This window comes from Bartonella sp. CL63NXGY, from assembly GCF_042194905.1.
In the GTDB taxonomy this organism is placed as follows: Bacteria; Pseudomonadota; Alphaproteobacteria; order Rhizobiales; family Rhizobiaceae; genus Bartonella.
In genome coordinates this window covers 65,797-82,974 of sequence record NZ_JBHINK010000001.1, presented here as the reverse complement: position 1 = coordinate 82,974, position 17,178 = coordinate 65,797, and the positions used below count along the sequence as shown (strand labels likewise).

Here is a 17,178-nt window from a genome sequence, read left to right as displayed (position 1 = left end):
AAAACCTCACATGAAAGCGATGACTAAGATCACACATTATCTATTAGGAAAAAAAGCAGGCATATCAAAGAAACGAAAGCCATAGTGGTCTAACCAACGCAGATCAGCATCAAAAAAAGCCCGCAAATCAGGCATACCGTATTTCAACATGGCAATACGATCAATGCCCATTCCCCATGCAAAGCCTTGATATTCATCGGGATCTAAGCCAACATTTTTCAACACATGAGGGTGCACCATTCCGCATCCTAAAATTTCCAACCAATCCTGCCCTTCTCCGAACTTTACGTCTGAACCAGAACGATCACATTGAATATCCACTTCCATAGATGGCTCGGTAAAAGGGAAAAAAGAGGGACGAAAACGCATTTTTACAGAGGGAACTTCAAAAAATTCTTTACAAAAGGTTTCATGTAGCCACATCATATGGGCAATGGTGGAGGTTTTATCGATGACAAGACCTTCTACCTGATGGAACATGGGAGAATGTGTTGCATCCGAATCCATGCGGTAAGTTTTTCCAGGAATAATGATCCGTATCGGTGCTTTTTGTCTTTCTAGTGTGCGAATTTGTACAGGTGATGTATGGGTCCGCAATAATTTTCGTTCTCCCATTTTATCAACATCAAAAAAGAAGGTATCATGCATTTCGCGTGCTGGATGCCCTTCAGGAAAATTCAATGCCGTAAAATTATAATAGTCTGTTTCAATATCAGGTCCCTCTGCAAGAGAAAAACCCAACTTCGTATAAATGGCAATAATTTCCTCAATCACTTGTGAAATAGGATGAATGCGTCCCCGTTCTATAGGTGAAGAGCGAATAGGCAAGGTAACATCAACTGTTTCACGAGAAAGACGGGCATCCATTGCCTGTCTTTTCAGAAGATCACGCTTTTGCGCCCATAATTCTAAAATACGATTTTTTAATCCATTAAGAACTGGTCCAACTTTATGACGCTCGCCAGCATCCATTTTTCCTAATTCTTTTAATTTTTCAGAGATACTACCTTTTTTACCCAATGCTGCAATACGCACTTCTTCAAGTGCTTTTTCATCACCTGCGGCCTCTAAGGCTAAACAAATTTCTTGTTCCAGACGCTCAATATCATTCATATTTTTGCCTATTTTTTAATAAAGAAAAACCCGCACTTGCAATAGCCAGCACGGGACCTCAAATAAATGAATGCTTTAAGAGAACACGACTGGCTTATTTGACAGCGCCTTCGAAAGCATTAGGTGTCGTATCTTTTAAATATTCTAAAGCTTTTTTTGCCGAAGCTACTAAAGCAGAAAATGCTTCCGCCTCGTGGATTGCTATATCTGAAAGAACTTTACGATCAACTTCAATACCAGCTTTTGATAAGCCATCAATAAAACGTCCATAAGTTAAACCTTCTGCACGAACAGCCGCATTAATCCTCTGAATCCACAAAGCACGGAAAGTACGTTTTCTATTTTTGCGATCACGATAAGCGTATTGCTTTGAACGATCAACCGCTGCTTTAGCTGCACGAATGGTATTTTTACGACGACCGTAAAAACCTTCAGCCTGTTTAAGAACTTTTTTGTGCTTAGCGTGTGCTGTCACACCTCTTTTCACACGAGCCATATTATAATCTCCTCAAAATCAAAAGCGTAAGGTTTAAATACCATTCGGCAAATAATGCTGAATGACTTTTTTAGCATCTTGTTCACACAAAACCATTGTTCCACGTGCATCGCGAATAAATTTATTCGAACGCTTAATCATGCCGTGGCGCTTACCGGCAGCTGCTACTTTAATTTTGCCTGACGCAGTGATTTTAAACCGCTTTTTAGCGGATGATTTGGTCTTCATCTTGGGCATTTTGCTACTCCGTACATTAATTTATTCAATCAAAAAATTTATTCACTCAAGCGGACCAACGCTTGAACAAGCATTTAAACAGCCACGGCATGCCCTGCCGGGCGGCTCTTAAAGACGTTTTCATAAGCTAGTATACACAAAATTGCAAGACCGTATTACAAAAAAATCGGCGCTCCATTGCCTTGAAGCTCAACTAAAGGTGCTGGAATTGCATTTGTTTTGATGGCTGCTTTACATAAATCGGCAATAATGCATTGCGTACATTGTGGTTTACGGGCTTGACAAATATAGCGACCATGTAAAATCAGCCAATGATGTGCATGGCGAATATAATGAACCGGTATAATCTTTAATAATTTTTTCTCAACAATTTCTGGTGTTTTGCCAAGCGCTAAACCAAGACGATTGCTTAAGCGAAAAATATGTGTATCTACTGCCAATGTAGGTTGACCAAAAGCAACATTCAAGACCACATTAGCCGTTTTGCGCCCTACTCCAGGAAGGGCCATGAGTGCTTCACGCGTATCGGGTACTTGACCGCCATAATAATCAATTAAATAGTTGCAAAGCGCATAAACATTACGTGCTTTTGCACGCCAAAGACCAATTGAACGGATATGATGTGCTATTTCTTCTTCTCCTAATGCAACCATTTTTTCCGGTTGATCAGCAAGGCGAAATAATTCTTTTGTCGCTTTATTAACGCTTACATCTGTCGCTTGAGCCGAAAGCACAACGGCAACCAAAAGCGTAAAAATATTTGTATAGATAAGATCACTCTTAGGCGCTGGGCGTTGCACAGAAAAACGGCGAAATATTTCTGCAATTTCATTTTCATTATATAATATACCAGATAAATTTCGCACTTTTGACAATTTTATGGTACGTTGAGGCATTGAACTCTCTTAAATCTTCTCTCTTGAAGTTATCATTCACGCTCGCCATATGAGAGAAATGCAGCGAACACTTTTATAGAGTGTGGTCAAGTAAAGCCGTTTTAAAGAGGATACTCATGAATGACACATGTGACGCCTTTCTCCAATCCCTTTCTTTTAGGGTTTGAAACCGTAGAAAAAATATTGCAACGTATCGGTAAAGCTGATGAGGCTTACCCAGCCTATAACATTGAACGTTTGCATAAAAATGATGATGCAAATCATATCCGGATAACTTTGGCTGTTGCTGGATTTAAGATTAACCATCTTAATATTTTGCTTGATGATAATCAATTGGTTATTCATGGTAAACAAACAGACAACCAAAATCATCAATATTTATATCGCGGTATAGCTGCGCGACAATTCCAGCGAACCTTTGTTCTCGCGGAAGGGATGCATGTTACAAATGCGGAGTTGAAAAATGGTCTTTTATCAATTAATCTGTATCAACCAAAATTAAAAAAAGAAATAAAACAGATTCCAATTAAAGTCAGTAGTGGTGAGTCATAAAAGTTAAGGCGTAAAGGAACAGTGAAATGGGAGAACATAAACAAAACTTGTCGTTTCAGAACACATCCTACTCTGATGCGGGACAGATTGCCTATTTAAAAAAAGTTTGTACAGATGATCTGGCTAAAAACTTTCCAGATCTTCCACCGATGACCCCAGGCATTACGATATGGGCTCTCTTTGGTGAAACAGGTTATCCTATCATTTTATCCGATGAGCGTTCTATCGCTCTTGCTGGAGCCAATGAGCATGAACTACAAATTGTAACTCTGCACTAGATTACCTTACGAGAAAAAGCTGTACTCTTTTATAAATTCTATCTGTTTTTTCGTAAAGGGTGTAATGTGGGTTATAATGAGATTAAGTATTGATTTATATTCATAATTAATTTTTTACAACTGGAATGAGAGTCCCGAATATCATAAGGTTCTCTCATTTGAGATCTTCTTATATTGAAACAATTAAAGTCACTTGCTTGATGTCATAAGCAGGGAGAGCCATGTGGATAAAAACACTTGAAGAAAGGAATAAAAATATCTCTTTTTAATTGTCTCAATTACCAAAGACATTCACAATATGGGGATGAAAAAATGTATGATGGTGTCAGTTTTCTTCTTCATAAGTGTGAAGATGTCCCTTATAGATTTATATTATTCACGAGGGCTGTTATACCATTCATGGGCGCTATCGTGAAATGGGCTCGAGTTACATTGAAAGATGTCTCTTTAAAATGAGTACATAAAGGCTATACAAGTGTATTTTGTTTGGTGTGTTTTGTTCTTCCTGAGGGGAGTAGCTCTATTGAAGAGTGTAAAAACAAAAGCATGAGATAATGCGTCATAATTATTTAAAAGATATTTCTATGAATGCGTTTGAAAGGTGTAAAGCTGAATTGTAAGGAGATGATAGATTTTTACCACGATGCCTTTATATTCTTTCCAAATGAGGCTGTCTTCTTGTTCCAGAAATTACGCAAACAGATAGATGCAATATACTGACCAAATCTGGCATACAAAAATCTGGAACAGTTCGTTCCACACTGAAGCGTTTTGATATTTGTCTCAAACGTGGACTTGCACAGGGATTAGATGTTGATTAACAGGTAAGAAAAAAACAAAGGCTTTATGAAAAAGTTTATACAGGGCTTTTAATTTTGTGCTTCAAATGCCTCAGTACGAGATATTTTGCTCTTTTGAATATTAAAGCTCTTGTTTTTATAATGAAGTTACAGCACAACAAGCAAAATGGAATTATTTGAGGGGAAAAAAATAATGCCTTCTTACCGTTCAAGAATATCAACCCACGGGCGTAATATGGCAGGAGCCCGCGGACTTTGGCGTGCAACAGGGATGAAAGATACTGATTTTGGTAAACCCATTATTGCGATTGCGAATTCTTTTACACAATTTGTACCAGGGCATGTCCATTTAAAAGATCTTGGGCAATTAGTCGCACAACAGATAGCTGTTGCCGGTGGTGTTGCGAAAGAATTTAATACCATTGCTGTAGATGATGGAATTGCGATGGGGCACGATGGAATGCTCTATTCTTTGCCCTCACGTGAGATCATTGCTGATTCTGTAGAGTATATGGTTAATGCACATTGTGCGGATGCACTTGTCTGTATTTCTAATTGTGACAAAATTACGCCTGGTATGTTAATGGCTGCTTTACGGTTGAATATTCCGACAATCTTTGTTTCTGGCGGTCCTATGGAAGCAGGTAAGATTAAATGGAAGGATCAAGATCTAAGGGTTGATTTGGTCGATGCCATGGTCGCAGCAGCTTCAGAACAAAATTCAGAAGAAGAAGTTGCTGAAATGGAGCGTGCAGCTTGTCCTACATGTGGTTCTTGTTCAGGAATGTTTACGGCCAACTCCATGAATTGCTTAACGGAAGCATTGGGGCTTTCTCTTCCTGGAAATGGATCAATGTTAGCAACACATGCAGATCGGCGGATGCTTTTCGAAGAAGCTGGAAAACAGATTGTTGCATTGGTTAAGCGTTATTATGAAAATGATGATGAAACAGTTTTGCCACGCTCTATTGCTTCACGCAAGGCTTTTGAAAATGCAATGACCGTTGATATTGCCATGGGGGGATCAACCAATACAGTACTGCATCTTTTAGCCGCGGCGCAAGAAGGTGAGGTGGATTTTACCATGACGGATATTGATCATCTTTCACGTCGTGTTCCTGTTTTATGTAAGGTTGCTCCTGCTGTTGCAAATGTACATATGGAAGATGTTCATCGCGCTGGTGGTATTATGGGGCTTTTAGGCGAACTGGATGCGGCGGGACTCATTGATACATCAACTTATACGGTTCATGCAAAAACAATGAAAGAAGCTCTTTACCGCTGGGATGTAAAGCAAACTAATGAGCCAACAGTTCGTGCATTTTATCGTGCTGCTCCAGGTGGTATTCCGACACAAACAGCTTTTAGCCAATCTTGTCGCTATGAGACCCTTGATCTTGATCGTGAAAAAGGTGTGATTCGCAATAGAGAACATGCATATTCACAAGATGGAGGATTGGCAGTTCTTTATGGAAATCTTGCAAAAGATGGCTGTATTGTAAAAACAGCAGGCGTTGATCAATCAATTTTAACTTTTAAAGGTCCGGCAAGAATTTTTGAAAGCCAAGATTCAGCTGTTTCAGCTATATTAACTGATAAGATTAAAACAGGTGAAATTGTTTTAATCCGTTATGAAGGTCCACGTGGTGGACCTGGAATGCAAGAAATGCTTTATCCAACGAGTTATCTCAAATCTAAAGGATTAGGCAAGGTTTGTGCACTTGTTACGGATGGACGTTTTTCAGGAGGAAGTTCAGGGCTTTCGATAGGACATATTTCTCCAGAAGCTGCGGAAGGAGGAGAAATTGCGTTAGTGGAAGAAGGGGATATCATAGAAATTGATATTCCAAATCGTAGAATTCATATGTTGGTGGATGACGTTGAGATGAAGCAGCGCCGTGCTAAGATGGAAGCAAAAGGAAAAGGCGCTTGGCAACCGATTGAGAAGCGTCAGCGTAAAGTTTCAAAGGCTCTCAAAGCTTATGCAGCGATGACTACATCTGCTTCAAAAGGTGCAGTACGTAGTATTTGATGAGTTGAATAGAGACAGTACTCTGATTTTTTGCATCTTTTGCACGATATTCTGAGCTAATTATTTTATGAGTTTATGAACTTATCAGAATATTTCGAGTCATGGATGAGTATGATTAAAAAGCTATCAATACAACTAAAAGCAGCTGCGGATTGCTTATTTTAGCAGCTATGTAAGATAGATAAAGATAGATACAGTATCATTACTTTTCATATCATATTCCAATCTTATACGAAATTACAATTTCCTGTTCTCATATTTATGGAAGATATTTATTGTACTGGTGGCATTATCTTGTTGTACCGTAAAACACTGTCATTTAGGACTGTGATATACGGCATCCTCCTTAAATATTAAGTGTTTCTTAGTGCGTGGTGAATATTCTTAGACTTGTTTGTAAAGCTTTTAGTTTAAGTGAATCACATGACTAGGAAATCAAGATAAATTCCTTAGAATCTGGATTGTTTGCAGACTTGATTCGAATGAAAATCTTTATCCTTTGAGATGTAAGAAGGAGTTTAAGGATATTTAGGAAAATAAAATGCTGCTGTGATATATCTGATTATATGTTCCATATGAAAACAGTAAAAGAGCTCTTTATAGCTTAAAATGTGAAGAAAATACGAGACCCATTATCCATGAATTTATTATGCAAAATGGGATGGTATCCCAACACCAACAGCTTTAAACTAGAAATGTTGCTATGATAACAATAATATCGATCGTGAAAAAGCATAATTCACTAAATATGGCGTATTTGCAAGGTGGAGGAGATTTCATGACAATCTTTACAAAAAACGACTATCTTGTAAAAATAGTCGATCTTGACCAATTTTTTGTATAAGAGCCAATATTAATCTAAGGGAATATGAAATATAATGCATATGGTTTTGCTTCTATAGGCAATTATACTTACAAAATATATTATGTAGAAAAGCGATGGGAATATGATAAATAACTGTTTATGCTGTGGTATATCAAAAATGGTTACGTTATCTCCTATTAAGAAGGTTTTTTAATAAAAAATAACATCTGTTTTCTATAAAGGGTTACTCTTTTCAAGCTGTTTGAGGTGGTAAATTGCTTCTAAAGCTTGTTTAGGAGAGAGTTCATCGGGATGAATATTTTTTAAAGCTTCGTGAAGTATACAATGTTTGTTTTTTGCTTCATTGACGGGAGATGTTGCTTTAAGAGAAAAGAGTGGTAAATCATCAATGAGTTTATGTCCTTTTCCAGCCATTTCGCCTTGTTCTAATTGATGGAGTACATCTGTTGCTCGTGTAATAACGGCTGGGGGAAGTCCAGCAAGCTTTGCGACTTGTACACCATAGGAACGGTCAGCGGCTCCTGGTGTGACCTCATGAAGAAAAACTACATCACCATCCCAATTTTTGACTTTCATGGTTACATTATGCAGTCTGTCAAGTTTTTCGGTAAGTGCAGTCATTTCATGAAAATGGGTAGCAAGAATAGCACGACAATGGTTAACTTCATGGAGATATTCAACAGCAGCCCAAGCAATAGAAAGTCCATCAAAGGTTGATGTTCCACGTCCTATTTCATCAAGAATAACAAGGGAATGGTGGCTAGCATGATTGAGAATCGTTGCTGTTTCAACCATTTCCATCATAAAGGTTGAGCGCCCCCGTGCAAGATCATCGGAAGCCCCAACGCGACTAAATAGGCGATCAACGACACCAATATGTGCTGAAGTTGCTGGAACGAAGGACCCCATTTGCGCCATAATAGCAATAAGAGCATTTTGCCGCAAAAAAGTTGATTTTCCTCCCATATTAGGCCCTGTCAACAGCCAGATTGCTGCATATTGCTGATTTTCTTGCACAGAGAGATCACAATTATTGGCAATAAAAGGTTCTGCTGCTTGTTTGCGGAGTGCTTGCTCGACGACAGGATGGCGTCCTGCTGTAATATGAAAGGTAAGTGAAAGATCAATTTTAGGGCGGCAATATCCTTGTTCTTCAGCAAGATATGCTAAAGCGACAGAGACATCTAAAATAGCAAGTGCTTCAGAGGCTTTACGAATAAAATCAACTTGTTCGGTAATTTCCTGAACGAGAATATCAAAAATCTCTAGTTCAAGTGTCAATGCGTGATTGGCAGCATGGGCAATACGGCTTTCAAGGTCAGCGAGCTCTGTTGTCGTAAAACGCATAGCGTTTGCCATTGTTTGCCGATGAATAAAACGCGCTTTAGCTTGTGGATTATTTGTAAGGGAAGATGCTTGTGTGCTGGTTACTTCAATGAAATAACCTAGAATATTATTATGCTTTATTTTAAGCGTCTTAATATCTGTTTCGTGGGCATATTGCGCTTGAAGTTCAGCAATGACACGGCGAGATTCATCACGTAAAGCACGCATTTCATCGAGCTCTTTATGATAATTAGAACGAATAAAACCACCATCACGTTTAAGGAGTGGGAGATCATCAGCTAATGCCTGTTCTAAATGAAAGTATAACGCTGTGGGTAAGTTTGAGAACACCTGTTGTACATCACTTATTTCTTGAGGCAGAAGCTCATTATCAAGAAGTTGATGCAATTCACGAATGATTTCAAAGCCGCGCTGGATTGTCGCCATATCACGGGGACCTCCTCGTCCAAGAGCCAAACGTGAAACGGCGCGGGGCATATCTGGTCCCCCCTTTAAAATAAGCTTTATCGCTTCTGCAAGAGAAGGATTACGTAGAAAAAAATCGATAGAATCCAAACGCGTATCAATAGCCGAAGGAGTGGTGAGGGGAGCAATAAGGCGGTCAATAAGAAGGCGTGATCCTCCTCCTGTTACAGTGCGATCAATAGCTTTTAATAAACTTCCATCCCATTGACCTGATGTCGTACGAATAAGTTCAAGGCTTAATCTGGTTGCGGCATCAATAAAAAGAGTCGCACTTTCATTTTGGCGCTCAGGCTGCATGAGGGGAGGGCGATGCGTGATTTGTGTTTTTTCGATATAACGAATAGCAGCTACAATTGCAGAGAGTTCGGAACGTGAATAATCGGCAACGCCTTCAAGAGTTGAGAGTTTAAAATAATTGCAAATATCGCGTTCAGCGGTGAGTGCATCAAAGAGACAAGCAGGTTGAGGTGAAACGATACGATCAAGAACACTAAAAAGTGACTTGTGAGATTTATCATGAAAAAATGAATCAGCAACAATGATTTCTTGTGGATCAACACGCATAATATCTGCTAAAAGTTTTTCTTGGCGGCTTTCTGTTACACGAAATATGCCTGTTGAGATATCAATCCAAGAAAGAGCAAATTCCTCTCCATCGCTAGTTTTTATACGGGAAAGTGTCATCAAATAATTTGCACGTGTTGGATCAAGGAGCTTTTCTTCTGTTATCGTTCCAGGTGTTACAAGGCGAACAACATCACGCCGAACAACAGATTTTGAGCCACGTTTTTTTGCTTCAGCAGGATCTTCTATTTGTTCACAAACAGCAACTCGGTAACCACAAGCAATCAGTTTTTGTAAATAATCATCAGCAGCATGAACGGGAACACCGCACATAGGAATATCTTGTCCTAAATGTTTTCCGCGTGCTGTGAGTGTGATTCCTAAAGCCTGAGCAGCTTCAATCGCATCATTAAAAAATAATTCATAAAAATCCCCCATTCGGTAAAAGAGAAGGGAATCATGATGGACGGCTTTGATTTCTATGTACTGCTCCATCATAGGTGTAAGACGTTCTTGAGAGGAAGCAGATGAGGAGGCAGGCTGTGGAATTAAATTATTTTTATGATTGTTTTTTTTATCCATTTGTACGAGGCCTGTTTCCTTTAAGTGAAGTTTTTACTCTTTTTTATTTACTTCAATATCTATTTATCTCTAAATTGCAACGCATCATCAGATTTGCTAAGGCAAGAATAGCGATTTCTAATATATGAATCAGATTTAATGACTATACGCATTATCAAGCAAAATTTACACTGTTTTTGGAGAAAATAAAGTGAGATGAAAAAGAGCGAGCAAGATCAGAAAATATCTCAAACTGTTTACAGTGCGAGCGAAAGAGAAGCTCTAGATTTTCATAGTCGTGGTCGACCAGGAAAGCTTGAGATTGTTGCAACAAAGTCTATGGCAACACAGCATGATTTAGCACTTGCTTATTCACCAGGTGTTGCCGTTCCAGTTAAGGCAATTGCTCAAAATCCAGCGCTAGCTTATGATTATACAGCAAAAGGCAATCTTGTTGCTGTTATTTCAAATGGTACAGCTATTTTAGGGTTAGGCAATTTAGGTGCACTTGCTTCTAAGCCGGTCATGGAAGGAAAAGCAGTGCTGTTTAAGCGTTTTGCGGATATTGATTCCATTGATTTAGAAATTGATATAAACGATACAGAAAGTTTTATCAATTTGGTGCGCCATTTAGAACCTTCTTTTGGTGGAATTAATCTTGAAGACATTAAGGCGCCAGAGTGCTTTATGATTGAAAGCCGCCTACGCGAGGTAATGAATATACCTGTTTTTCACGACGATCAACATGGTACAGCAATTATTGTTGCTGCTGGTGTTCTCAACGCTTTGACTTTAACAGGGCGCGATATGCAAAATACGCGGTTAGTCTGTAATGGTGCTGGTTCTGCAGGAATTGCTTGTATTGAACTGATTAAAGCGATGGGCTTTCGTTCCGAAAATATCATATTATGTGATACAAAGGGTGTGGTCTATGAAGGCCGCAAAGAGGGAATGAATCAGTGGAAATCTGCGCATGCTATTCAAACAGATAAACGTACGCTTATGGAAGCAATGGAAGGTGCAGATATATTTTTTGGGGTTTCTGCTAAAGGTGCTCTTACTCCTGAAATGGTAAGATCCATGGCACCCCAGCCGATCATTTTTGCTATGGCTAATCCCGATCCAGAAATTACGCCGGAAGAGGTTATGCAAGTGCGTCATGATGCCATTGTCGCAACAGGACGTTCCGATTATCCAAATCAGATTAATAATGTTCTCTGTTTTCCTTATATATTTCGTGGTGCGCTTGATGTGCGTGCAAGAGTTATTAATGAAGACATGAAGATTGCTGCGGCAAAGGCTCTTGCTAATTTAGCGCATGAAGAAGTGCCTGACAGCGTTGCGGAAGCTTATCATGGAAAGCGATTAAAATTTGGTCCTAATTATATCATCCCTGTTCCTTTTGATCCGCGTTTATTTACGGTTGTTTCAATAGCGGTAGCAAAAGCAGCAATGGAAAGCGGTGTTGCGCAAAAGAACATAGATGATTTAGAGGCCTATGAGCGCGATTTGAATGCGAGACGTGATCCTACTTCCTCGATGATGCGTGGGGTTTATAACCATGTTCGTCAAGCGCCAAAACAAATTGTCTTTGCAGAAGGTGAAGAAGAGCAAGTTATGCGGGCAGCCGTTTCCTATGTCCATCAAAAATTAGGACAAGCGATTTTGGTTGGTCGTGAAGAGCAAGTAAGAGAAGCGGCTGTTATCGCTGGAATTGATCTGGAGCGTGAAGGTATTTCTATTATGAATGCTAAGCTTTCTTGCCGTACAGATGCTTATGCGAATTATCTTTATAAAAAGATGCAGCGTCAAGGCTGGCTGTTGCGTGATTGTCATCATCGTATCAATAATGATCGCAATTATTTTGCTGCGTGTATGGTGGCACTAGGAGATGCTGATGCAATGGTTACAGGGGTGACACGCAATTATGAAACAGCGTTAATCGATATACGTCGTGCAATTGATGAAAAACCAAAAGAACGATTGATTGGTATTTCAATGGCTATTTGCCGTGGACGAATTGTGTTTATTACGGATACAGCCGTTTATGAAAATCCTAATGCTGAAGAACTTGCGGATATAGCGGAACAAGCAGCTTCATTTGTGCGAGGATTTGGATATCAACCACGGGTAGCATTTTTAGCATTTTCTACATTTGCTTATATGAAAGGGCAGACGACGCAGCAAATTCAGGATGCGATTAATATTTTGCATGAACGCAAAGTTGACTTTGAGTTTGATGGAGAAATGAGTGCTGATGTGGCACTCAATTCCAAATTGATGCAGCAATATCCATTTATGGGATTAACGGAGCCCGCTAACATTTTGGTTATGCCTGGATATCACGCGTCTTCCATTGCAAGCAAAATGTTACAAGAACTTGGTGAAGCAACCATCATTGGTCCTATTTTAATTGGATTGGAAAAATCTGTCCAAATTGTACCATTTAGTGGAAGCGATACAGATGTTGTCAATATTGCAATGCTTGCGGCTTATCATGCCGCAAAAGTCGTCTAAAGGAAAAAAGCCCCTACTATACCAAGAATATATCAAGGGGCTTTTTAATAACAAAAGAATAAACTTTTTAAGAGGGCTGTATTTGACTGTCTTTTTGTTCTTCAGAAAGACGCTTTTGGAAGAGTGCTGCAAAATCAATAGGATCAATCCACAAAGGTGGAAAGCCACCGTTTTGAGTAGCATCAGATATAATTTGGCGAGCAAATGGAAATAAAAGACGGGGACATTCAATAAAGACCAGAGGCATAACATGTTCTTGTGGAATGTTTTTAAGGTGAAAAACACCACCGTAAATCAATTCTACATGAAATAAGGTTTCAGTTTCATCATTGGCTTTGACGGAGAGAGACAAAACGACATCATAATTGTCATCACCAATTGGGTTAGCATTGACGTTAATATTGATATCAATTTGTGGTGATTTTTCACGTGCACGCAATGAACGAGGAGCACCTGGATTTTCGAATGATAAATCTTTTAAATATTGAGTTAATACAGCAAAAACCGGCTCTCCACCACTGTTATTCATTTCACCTTCGGCCATACGACGAACCTCTCTTATTATAATATGTATAATTTATTTTAGATCTAAAGACCAGATTGGTTATCACGCCTTGCAAAAGGTTGCAAGAAATGCGCTCTTTATCTTGAATATTTTTTTAGTTTGTTGCAGATTTTTTAGGCATTTCAATGGTTATCATCATTTTTGCGCCATGGAGATTCTGTCGTATCATGAATTGTGTAATCTTCTGCTTTAAGATCAATTATTTTTTCAGAGTCATTTTTTCTTTTAGTATTGGGATTCATTTTGTTTTTTAATGATATAAAGAAATGCCAAGCAACAGAGCGAATTGGTTTAATAAGAAGTAATATTCCCAAGAAATCACTTACAAAGCCGGGAAGAATAAGTAAAATTGCACTAAAGATGATGAAAGCATCATTAATAATATTATTCTCTAATGTGCGTCCTTGGACAAGTTCAGTTTGTATATTTTTTAAAAGGCTAATCCCTTGAATTCGCAATAAAACAACCCCAACTATGGTTGTGAGAATAACCAAAATCAAAGTTGCCAAAATACCAATTTCTTGACCAACAAAGATAAAACCAGCAATCTCGATTAAAAGAATGCAAAGAAAGATAACAACAAAAAAACGAGGATTTATAGAATAAAGTTTTATCACATGAAAATTTCCTTCTGGATGAGTAGGGGGAGAAATTCTTAAGAGCACTCCGTTTAAATACAAAATCTATAAAAATATTTGAATGATAAGATTCCTTATTTTACATATTTATTGATAAATGGTATTGACTGCAATGTTTATTAGAGACTTAAGCTTTGGAGATTGACAGCGCCTATGGAATTTGACGTTATACTTGTCATAGCTCTTGTTGTTATGGTTGTTATTTTTGTGCAACTCCGTAATGTATTAGGGAAACGAATTGGGTTTGAAAAGCCACCCTTTGATCCTTATTCACGTCGTTCTAAAAAACAGGTTGAAGCAGAAACGGCTGATAATATTGTTTCGTTCCCTCATCAGAAAAATTCACAAAAAGACGACTTTAGTGAAATTGATAAAATTTCACCGGAGGGGAGTCTTTTGAATAAAAATTTGCGGGAATTGCATAGAATTGATTCTCATTTTTCTCCTCAACTTTTTATAAAAGGTGCGCAAATTGCTTATGAAATGATTGTAACAGCTTTTGCCAAAGGTGATCGCAATCAGCTTAAAAGCTTGCTTTGTCAGGATGTTTTTGAGAGTTTTTGTACGGCTATTGAGCAACGAGAAAAAAATAAAGAAAGAATAGAATTCACTTTTGTTGGAATTAATAAGATCGAATTTATTGCGGCGGCAATACAAGAAAAGGATGAACTTTTAACGATACGTATTGTCAGTGAGATGATTTCTGTTACTTATAATGAACAGGGCGAGCGTATAGACGGTGATCCTGATGCTATTGTAGAAATCAGAGATATTTGGACTTTTGTTCGCAATAGTTTATCGTCAGATCCCAACTGGAAGCTTTTTGCTACAGAAAATGAAAATTAAAATACTTTTTGTTTTTCTTCCATAAGCATTCAATGATTTATGAGAAATTAAAATGTCCTCAAGTAAATGGAGACAAAAAAGAGATTTATTGGCTTCACAAGATCGCCTTTTATGGGAGATGGTGTGTCGTACGATAACACCGCTTCACGGTAAGATGCTCTCTTCTACTTCAGAAATTATTGCAAATATTAATGATAAAAATCAACCTGTAACTCAAATCTCCTCATTGTCTCAGGAAAATCAACAACCCTCGACAATTATTAAAAGAGAAAAGAGGGCAGTTACACAAGCACAAAAGATTCATTTCTTCGATCATGTTGCATATCGTAAAATTTCCCAAGGTCGTTATCCTCTTGAGGCGCGTCTTGATCTTCATGGTTATATGCAGGAAGAAGCTTATTTTTTCTTAAAAAAATTTCTACAATCCTCTCAGCAGAGAGGATTGCGTTATGTCCTTGTGATTACAGGAAAAGGACGATCCGTTGGGAGTGATGGAGCTTTGTATAGATTTGTTCCGTATTGGTTATCAACACCAGCTTTTCGATATTATGTCCACGCGTTTGAGCAAGCAGCACGTCAGCATGGCGGAGAAGGTGCGCTTTATGTTTGGTTGCGCCGTTTTATGTCGGGAGAAGGAATGTGATGTCATTATGGTCGTTTCAGGTTTAATATTTATTTATACTTATAATTTATTGTTTTCGTATATTTCGTAAGAGCCTTGAATACAATATTCCCTTCGTTATAATTTTTTATAAAGAATTATAAAGATATTATTTTACATTCTACGTATTGCTTCACGCTTTTGTTTATAGCATTCGTTAACGGGGCACATCCCTCACACAAAACAGAACGACATTGAATTGAATATATCCACAGGCTTGTTTTAAAGAAACATCTTTCAACGCTCTCAAGCTTATTTTGCGACAGTATCCGTGAAGAGTATAATGATAAATCCATGAAGCACCCCCCCTATCTTTATGCTTAGTAAAAGAGTAAGCTGGCATCATCATACACTTTACCATCTCCCAATGTTGCAACAACCCTTTAAGTCCTTGGTATTTTAAAGCGTTTATACAGAGGCATGCTTTTCTGTAAGTGTTTTTACTCTCCGCAGTTCTCATCTCGCGCGTGACGCCCAAACGAAAGATTTTGATCGATTCAATATAAGAGGACTTAAAATGAGAGAGATATAGATGGATCTCATTCAGGTTGCAAAGCGATAAATTATTTTTATAAACCACAGCATTACTCTATTAAATACACGAAGAATAAAAACATGAGAAATTGAGAACTGTATTATTCAAAAGACATTGCTATGGATAGTGTTAACAGCAGTACAACTAAATTAAAGAGAATCGTGAAAATAAACAAGAATATAACTTTACAACACATAGCTGCGCAGTAGCATCAAAAGATACAGTTTCGTTGAATAATTTCATGAAGAAATTTTTTCATTCATTAAAAGCTCCATCAAATTTCGTTCTCATAATAATTCGATAATTAAAATTTAATAACGAAGCGCAGAAGACGTAAAATACGAGATTCAATTGAGGATATTACACTCTTATCCGACGTCTTTCAGATATTGGTTGAAATGCTAGCTTAGCATGAAAGGCACAATAGGGGCTACTTTCATCAGAATCTGCACCACAAAAATGAAAATCTGCTGATAATGGATCGCCAACCGGCCATCTACATGTATTTTCACTCAATTGTAGAAGATTAAGTTGACGTGATATAGGCACCACTACATTGGATTTTGTGGACATATCAACTTCTTTTACATCTTCCACTACAAATTCTGTCTTTAAAGCTGTTTCTTCAATACTTACAGATGATGTGTTTACTGGCGATACCGTGGATGTGTTGCGACGCACACGTGGAGATGATGGGCTGCTGCTTCCCACGGGAGTTTTTTGCGCACGCGTGCTTCCTTGAGCTGTCTTACCACGTCCTGGTAACTTTAATCGATGTACTTTGCCGATGACTGCATTTCTGCTGACCCCACCTAATTGAGCAGCAATTTGACTTGCACTTAACCCTTCACTCCAAAGCTTTTTAAGAAGCTCAACGCGTTCACATGTCCAACCCATACCAGCACTCCATTCCGATTACGTCACTAAGATGCTCTCCCCCGTTGCATCTTCAAATGTTTAAATAATGTTTTCATTACGCTGAATGAAAGAACTTTACACTCTAAACAAGCATAAGAAAATCATCCAGCCTGTGGACTTACAAATCAAAACACATCATCTTGCTTATTATATTGTAAATTACAATATGCACTCACTCTATGACAAGAGTCTTTACCTCTTGAAGAGTTTATTTAGAATGTTTTCCCCAACTTGCAAATCAATCATAGGTTAAACTTTCACTTTTGTTTAAGGCTTTTCCCCAAAATGCTTATTTGTAGAACCTTCATTGACTTTTTTTCAATTGGTGTAA

14 protein-coding genes are annotated in these 17,178 nt (G+C 38.2%); 6 read left to right on the top strand and 8 right to left on the bottom strand.

The window, feature by feature from the left end:
- Window positions 1-36 precede the first annotated feature (36 nt).
- The 4 genes from pheS to nth form a co-directional block, all read right to left on the bottom strand.
- Complete coding sequence (gene pheS, locus ACFIK0_RS00310) at window positions 37-1,113, bottom strand: phenylalanine--tRNA ligase subunit alpha (protein ID WP_375630537.1); 1,077 nt, start codon at window positions 1,111-1,113, stop codon at window positions 37-39.
- A 94-nt stretch (window positions 1,114-1,207) separates the two neighbouring features.
- Window positions 1,208-1,609, bottom strand: coding sequence for a 50S ribosomal protein L20 (gene rplT, locus ACFIK0_RS00305; protein ID WP_012754515.1), 402 nt, complete (start codon window positions 1,607-1,609; stop codon window positions 1,208-1,210).
- Window positions 1,610-1,642: 33 nt separating this feature from the next.
- On the bottom strand, window positions 1,643-1,846 hold the full coding sequence (gene rpmI / locus ACFIK0_RS00300) for a 50S ribosomal protein L35 (protein ID WP_183193590.1): 204 nt from the start codon (window positions 1,844-1,846) through the stop codon (window positions 1,643-1,645).
- Window positions 1,847-2,001: 155 nt separating this feature from the next.
- Window positions 2,002-2,742, bottom strand: coding sequence for an endonuclease III (gene nth / locus ACFIK0_RS00295; RefSeq protein WP_375642992.1), 741 nt, complete (start codon window positions 2,740-2,742; stop codon window positions 2,002-2,004).
- Between the two features lie 120 nt (window positions 2,743-2,862).
- Between nth and ACFIK0_RS00290 the strand changes: the two genes are divergently transcribed.
- The 3 genes from ACFIK0_RS00290 (at window position 2,863) to ilvD (ending at window position 6,404) form a co-directional block, all read left to right on the top strand.
- Window positions 2,863-3,294, top strand: a complete 432-nt coding sequence (locus ACFIK0_RS00290) for an Hsp20 family protein (protein ID WP_012754518.1) — start codon at window positions 2,863-2,865, stop codon at window positions 3,292-3,294.
- A gap of 26 nt (window positions 3,295-3,320) precedes the next feature.
- Window positions 3,321-3,572 (top strand): DUF1150 domain-containing protein, encoded by a 252-nt coding sequence (locus tag ACFIK0_RS00285; RefSeq protein ID WP_012754519.1) that lies wholly within the window; start codon window positions 3,321-3,323, stop codon window positions 3,570-3,572.
- Window positions 3,573-4,565: 993 nt separating this feature from the next.
- On the top strand, window positions 4,566-6,404 hold the full coding sequence (gene ilvD, locus ACFIK0_RS00280) for a dihydroxy-acid dehydratase (protein ID WP_375663316.1): 1,839 nt from the start codon (window positions 4,566-4,568) through the stop codon (window positions 6,402-6,404).
- 1,039 nt (window positions 6,405-7,443) lie between these two features.
- Here the strand turns inward: ilvD and mutS are convergent.
- Window positions 7,444-10,188: a DNA mismatch repair protein MutS gene (gene mutS / locus ACFIK0_RS00275; RefSeq protein ID WP_375642991.1), complete on the bottom strand. Its 2,745-nt coding sequence runs from the start codon at window positions 10,186-10,188 to the stop codon at window positions 7,444-7,446.
- Between the two features lie 195 nt (window positions 10,189-10,383).
- Between mutS and ACFIK0_RS00270 the strand changes: the two genes are divergently transcribed.
- Window positions 10,384-12,684: an NADP-dependent malic enzyme gene (locus tag ACFIK0_RS00270; protein WP_375637207.1), complete on the top strand. Its 2,301-nt coding sequence runs from the start codon at window positions 10,384-10,386 to the stop codon at window positions 12,682-12,684.
- A 67-nt stretch (window positions 12,685-12,751) separates the two neighbouring features.
- Here the strand turns inward: ACFIK0_RS00270 and secB are convergent, their stop codons facing one another.
- Both secB and ACFIK0_RS00260 read right to left on the bottom strand, forming a co-directional pair.
- Window positions 12,752-13,228 carry a protein-export chaperone SecB gene (gene secB, locus ACFIK0_RS00265; protein ID WP_375630527.1) on the bottom strand — a complete coding sequence of 159 codons (477 nt, stop codon included), beginning with the start codon at window positions 13,226-13,228 and terminating at the stop codon, window positions 12,752-12,754.
- 143 nt (window positions 13,229-13,371) lie between these two features.
- Window positions 13,372-13,866 (bottom strand): FxsA family protein, encoded by a 495-nt coding sequence (locus ACFIK0_RS00260; protein WP_375659778.1) that lies wholly within the window; start codon window positions 13,864-13,866, stop codon window positions 13,372-13,374.
- Window positions 13,867-14,040: 174 nt separating this feature from the next.
- Here ACFIK0_RS00260 and ACFIK0_RS00255 point away from each other — a divergent pair, with 174 nt between their 5' ends.
- Entirely contained in the window at window positions 14,041-14,733 is a 693-nt protein-coding gene (locus ACFIK0_RS00255) for a Tim44/TimA family putative adaptor protein (RefSeq protein WP_273790262.1), read from the top strand.
- A gap of 52 nt (window positions 14,734-14,785) precedes the next feature.
- Window positions 14,786-15,376 carry a Smr/MutS family protein gene (locus ACFIK0_RS00250; protein WP_375657964.1) on the top strand — a complete coding sequence of 197 codons (591 nt, stop codon included), beginning with the start codon at window positions 14,786-14,788 and terminating at the stop codon, window positions 15,374-15,376.
- Between the two features lie 913 nt (window positions 15,377-16,289).
- On the opposite strand, the gene ACFIK0_RS00245 is transcribed toward ACFIK0_RS00250, so the two are convergent.
- Window positions 16,290-16,826 (bottom strand): GcrA family cell cycle regulator, encoded by a 537-nt coding sequence (locus ACFIK0_RS00245; RefSeq protein WP_375642988.1) that lies wholly within the window; start codon window positions 16,824-16,826, stop codon window positions 16,290-16,292.
- Window positions 16,827-17,178 lie beyond the last annotated feature (352 nt).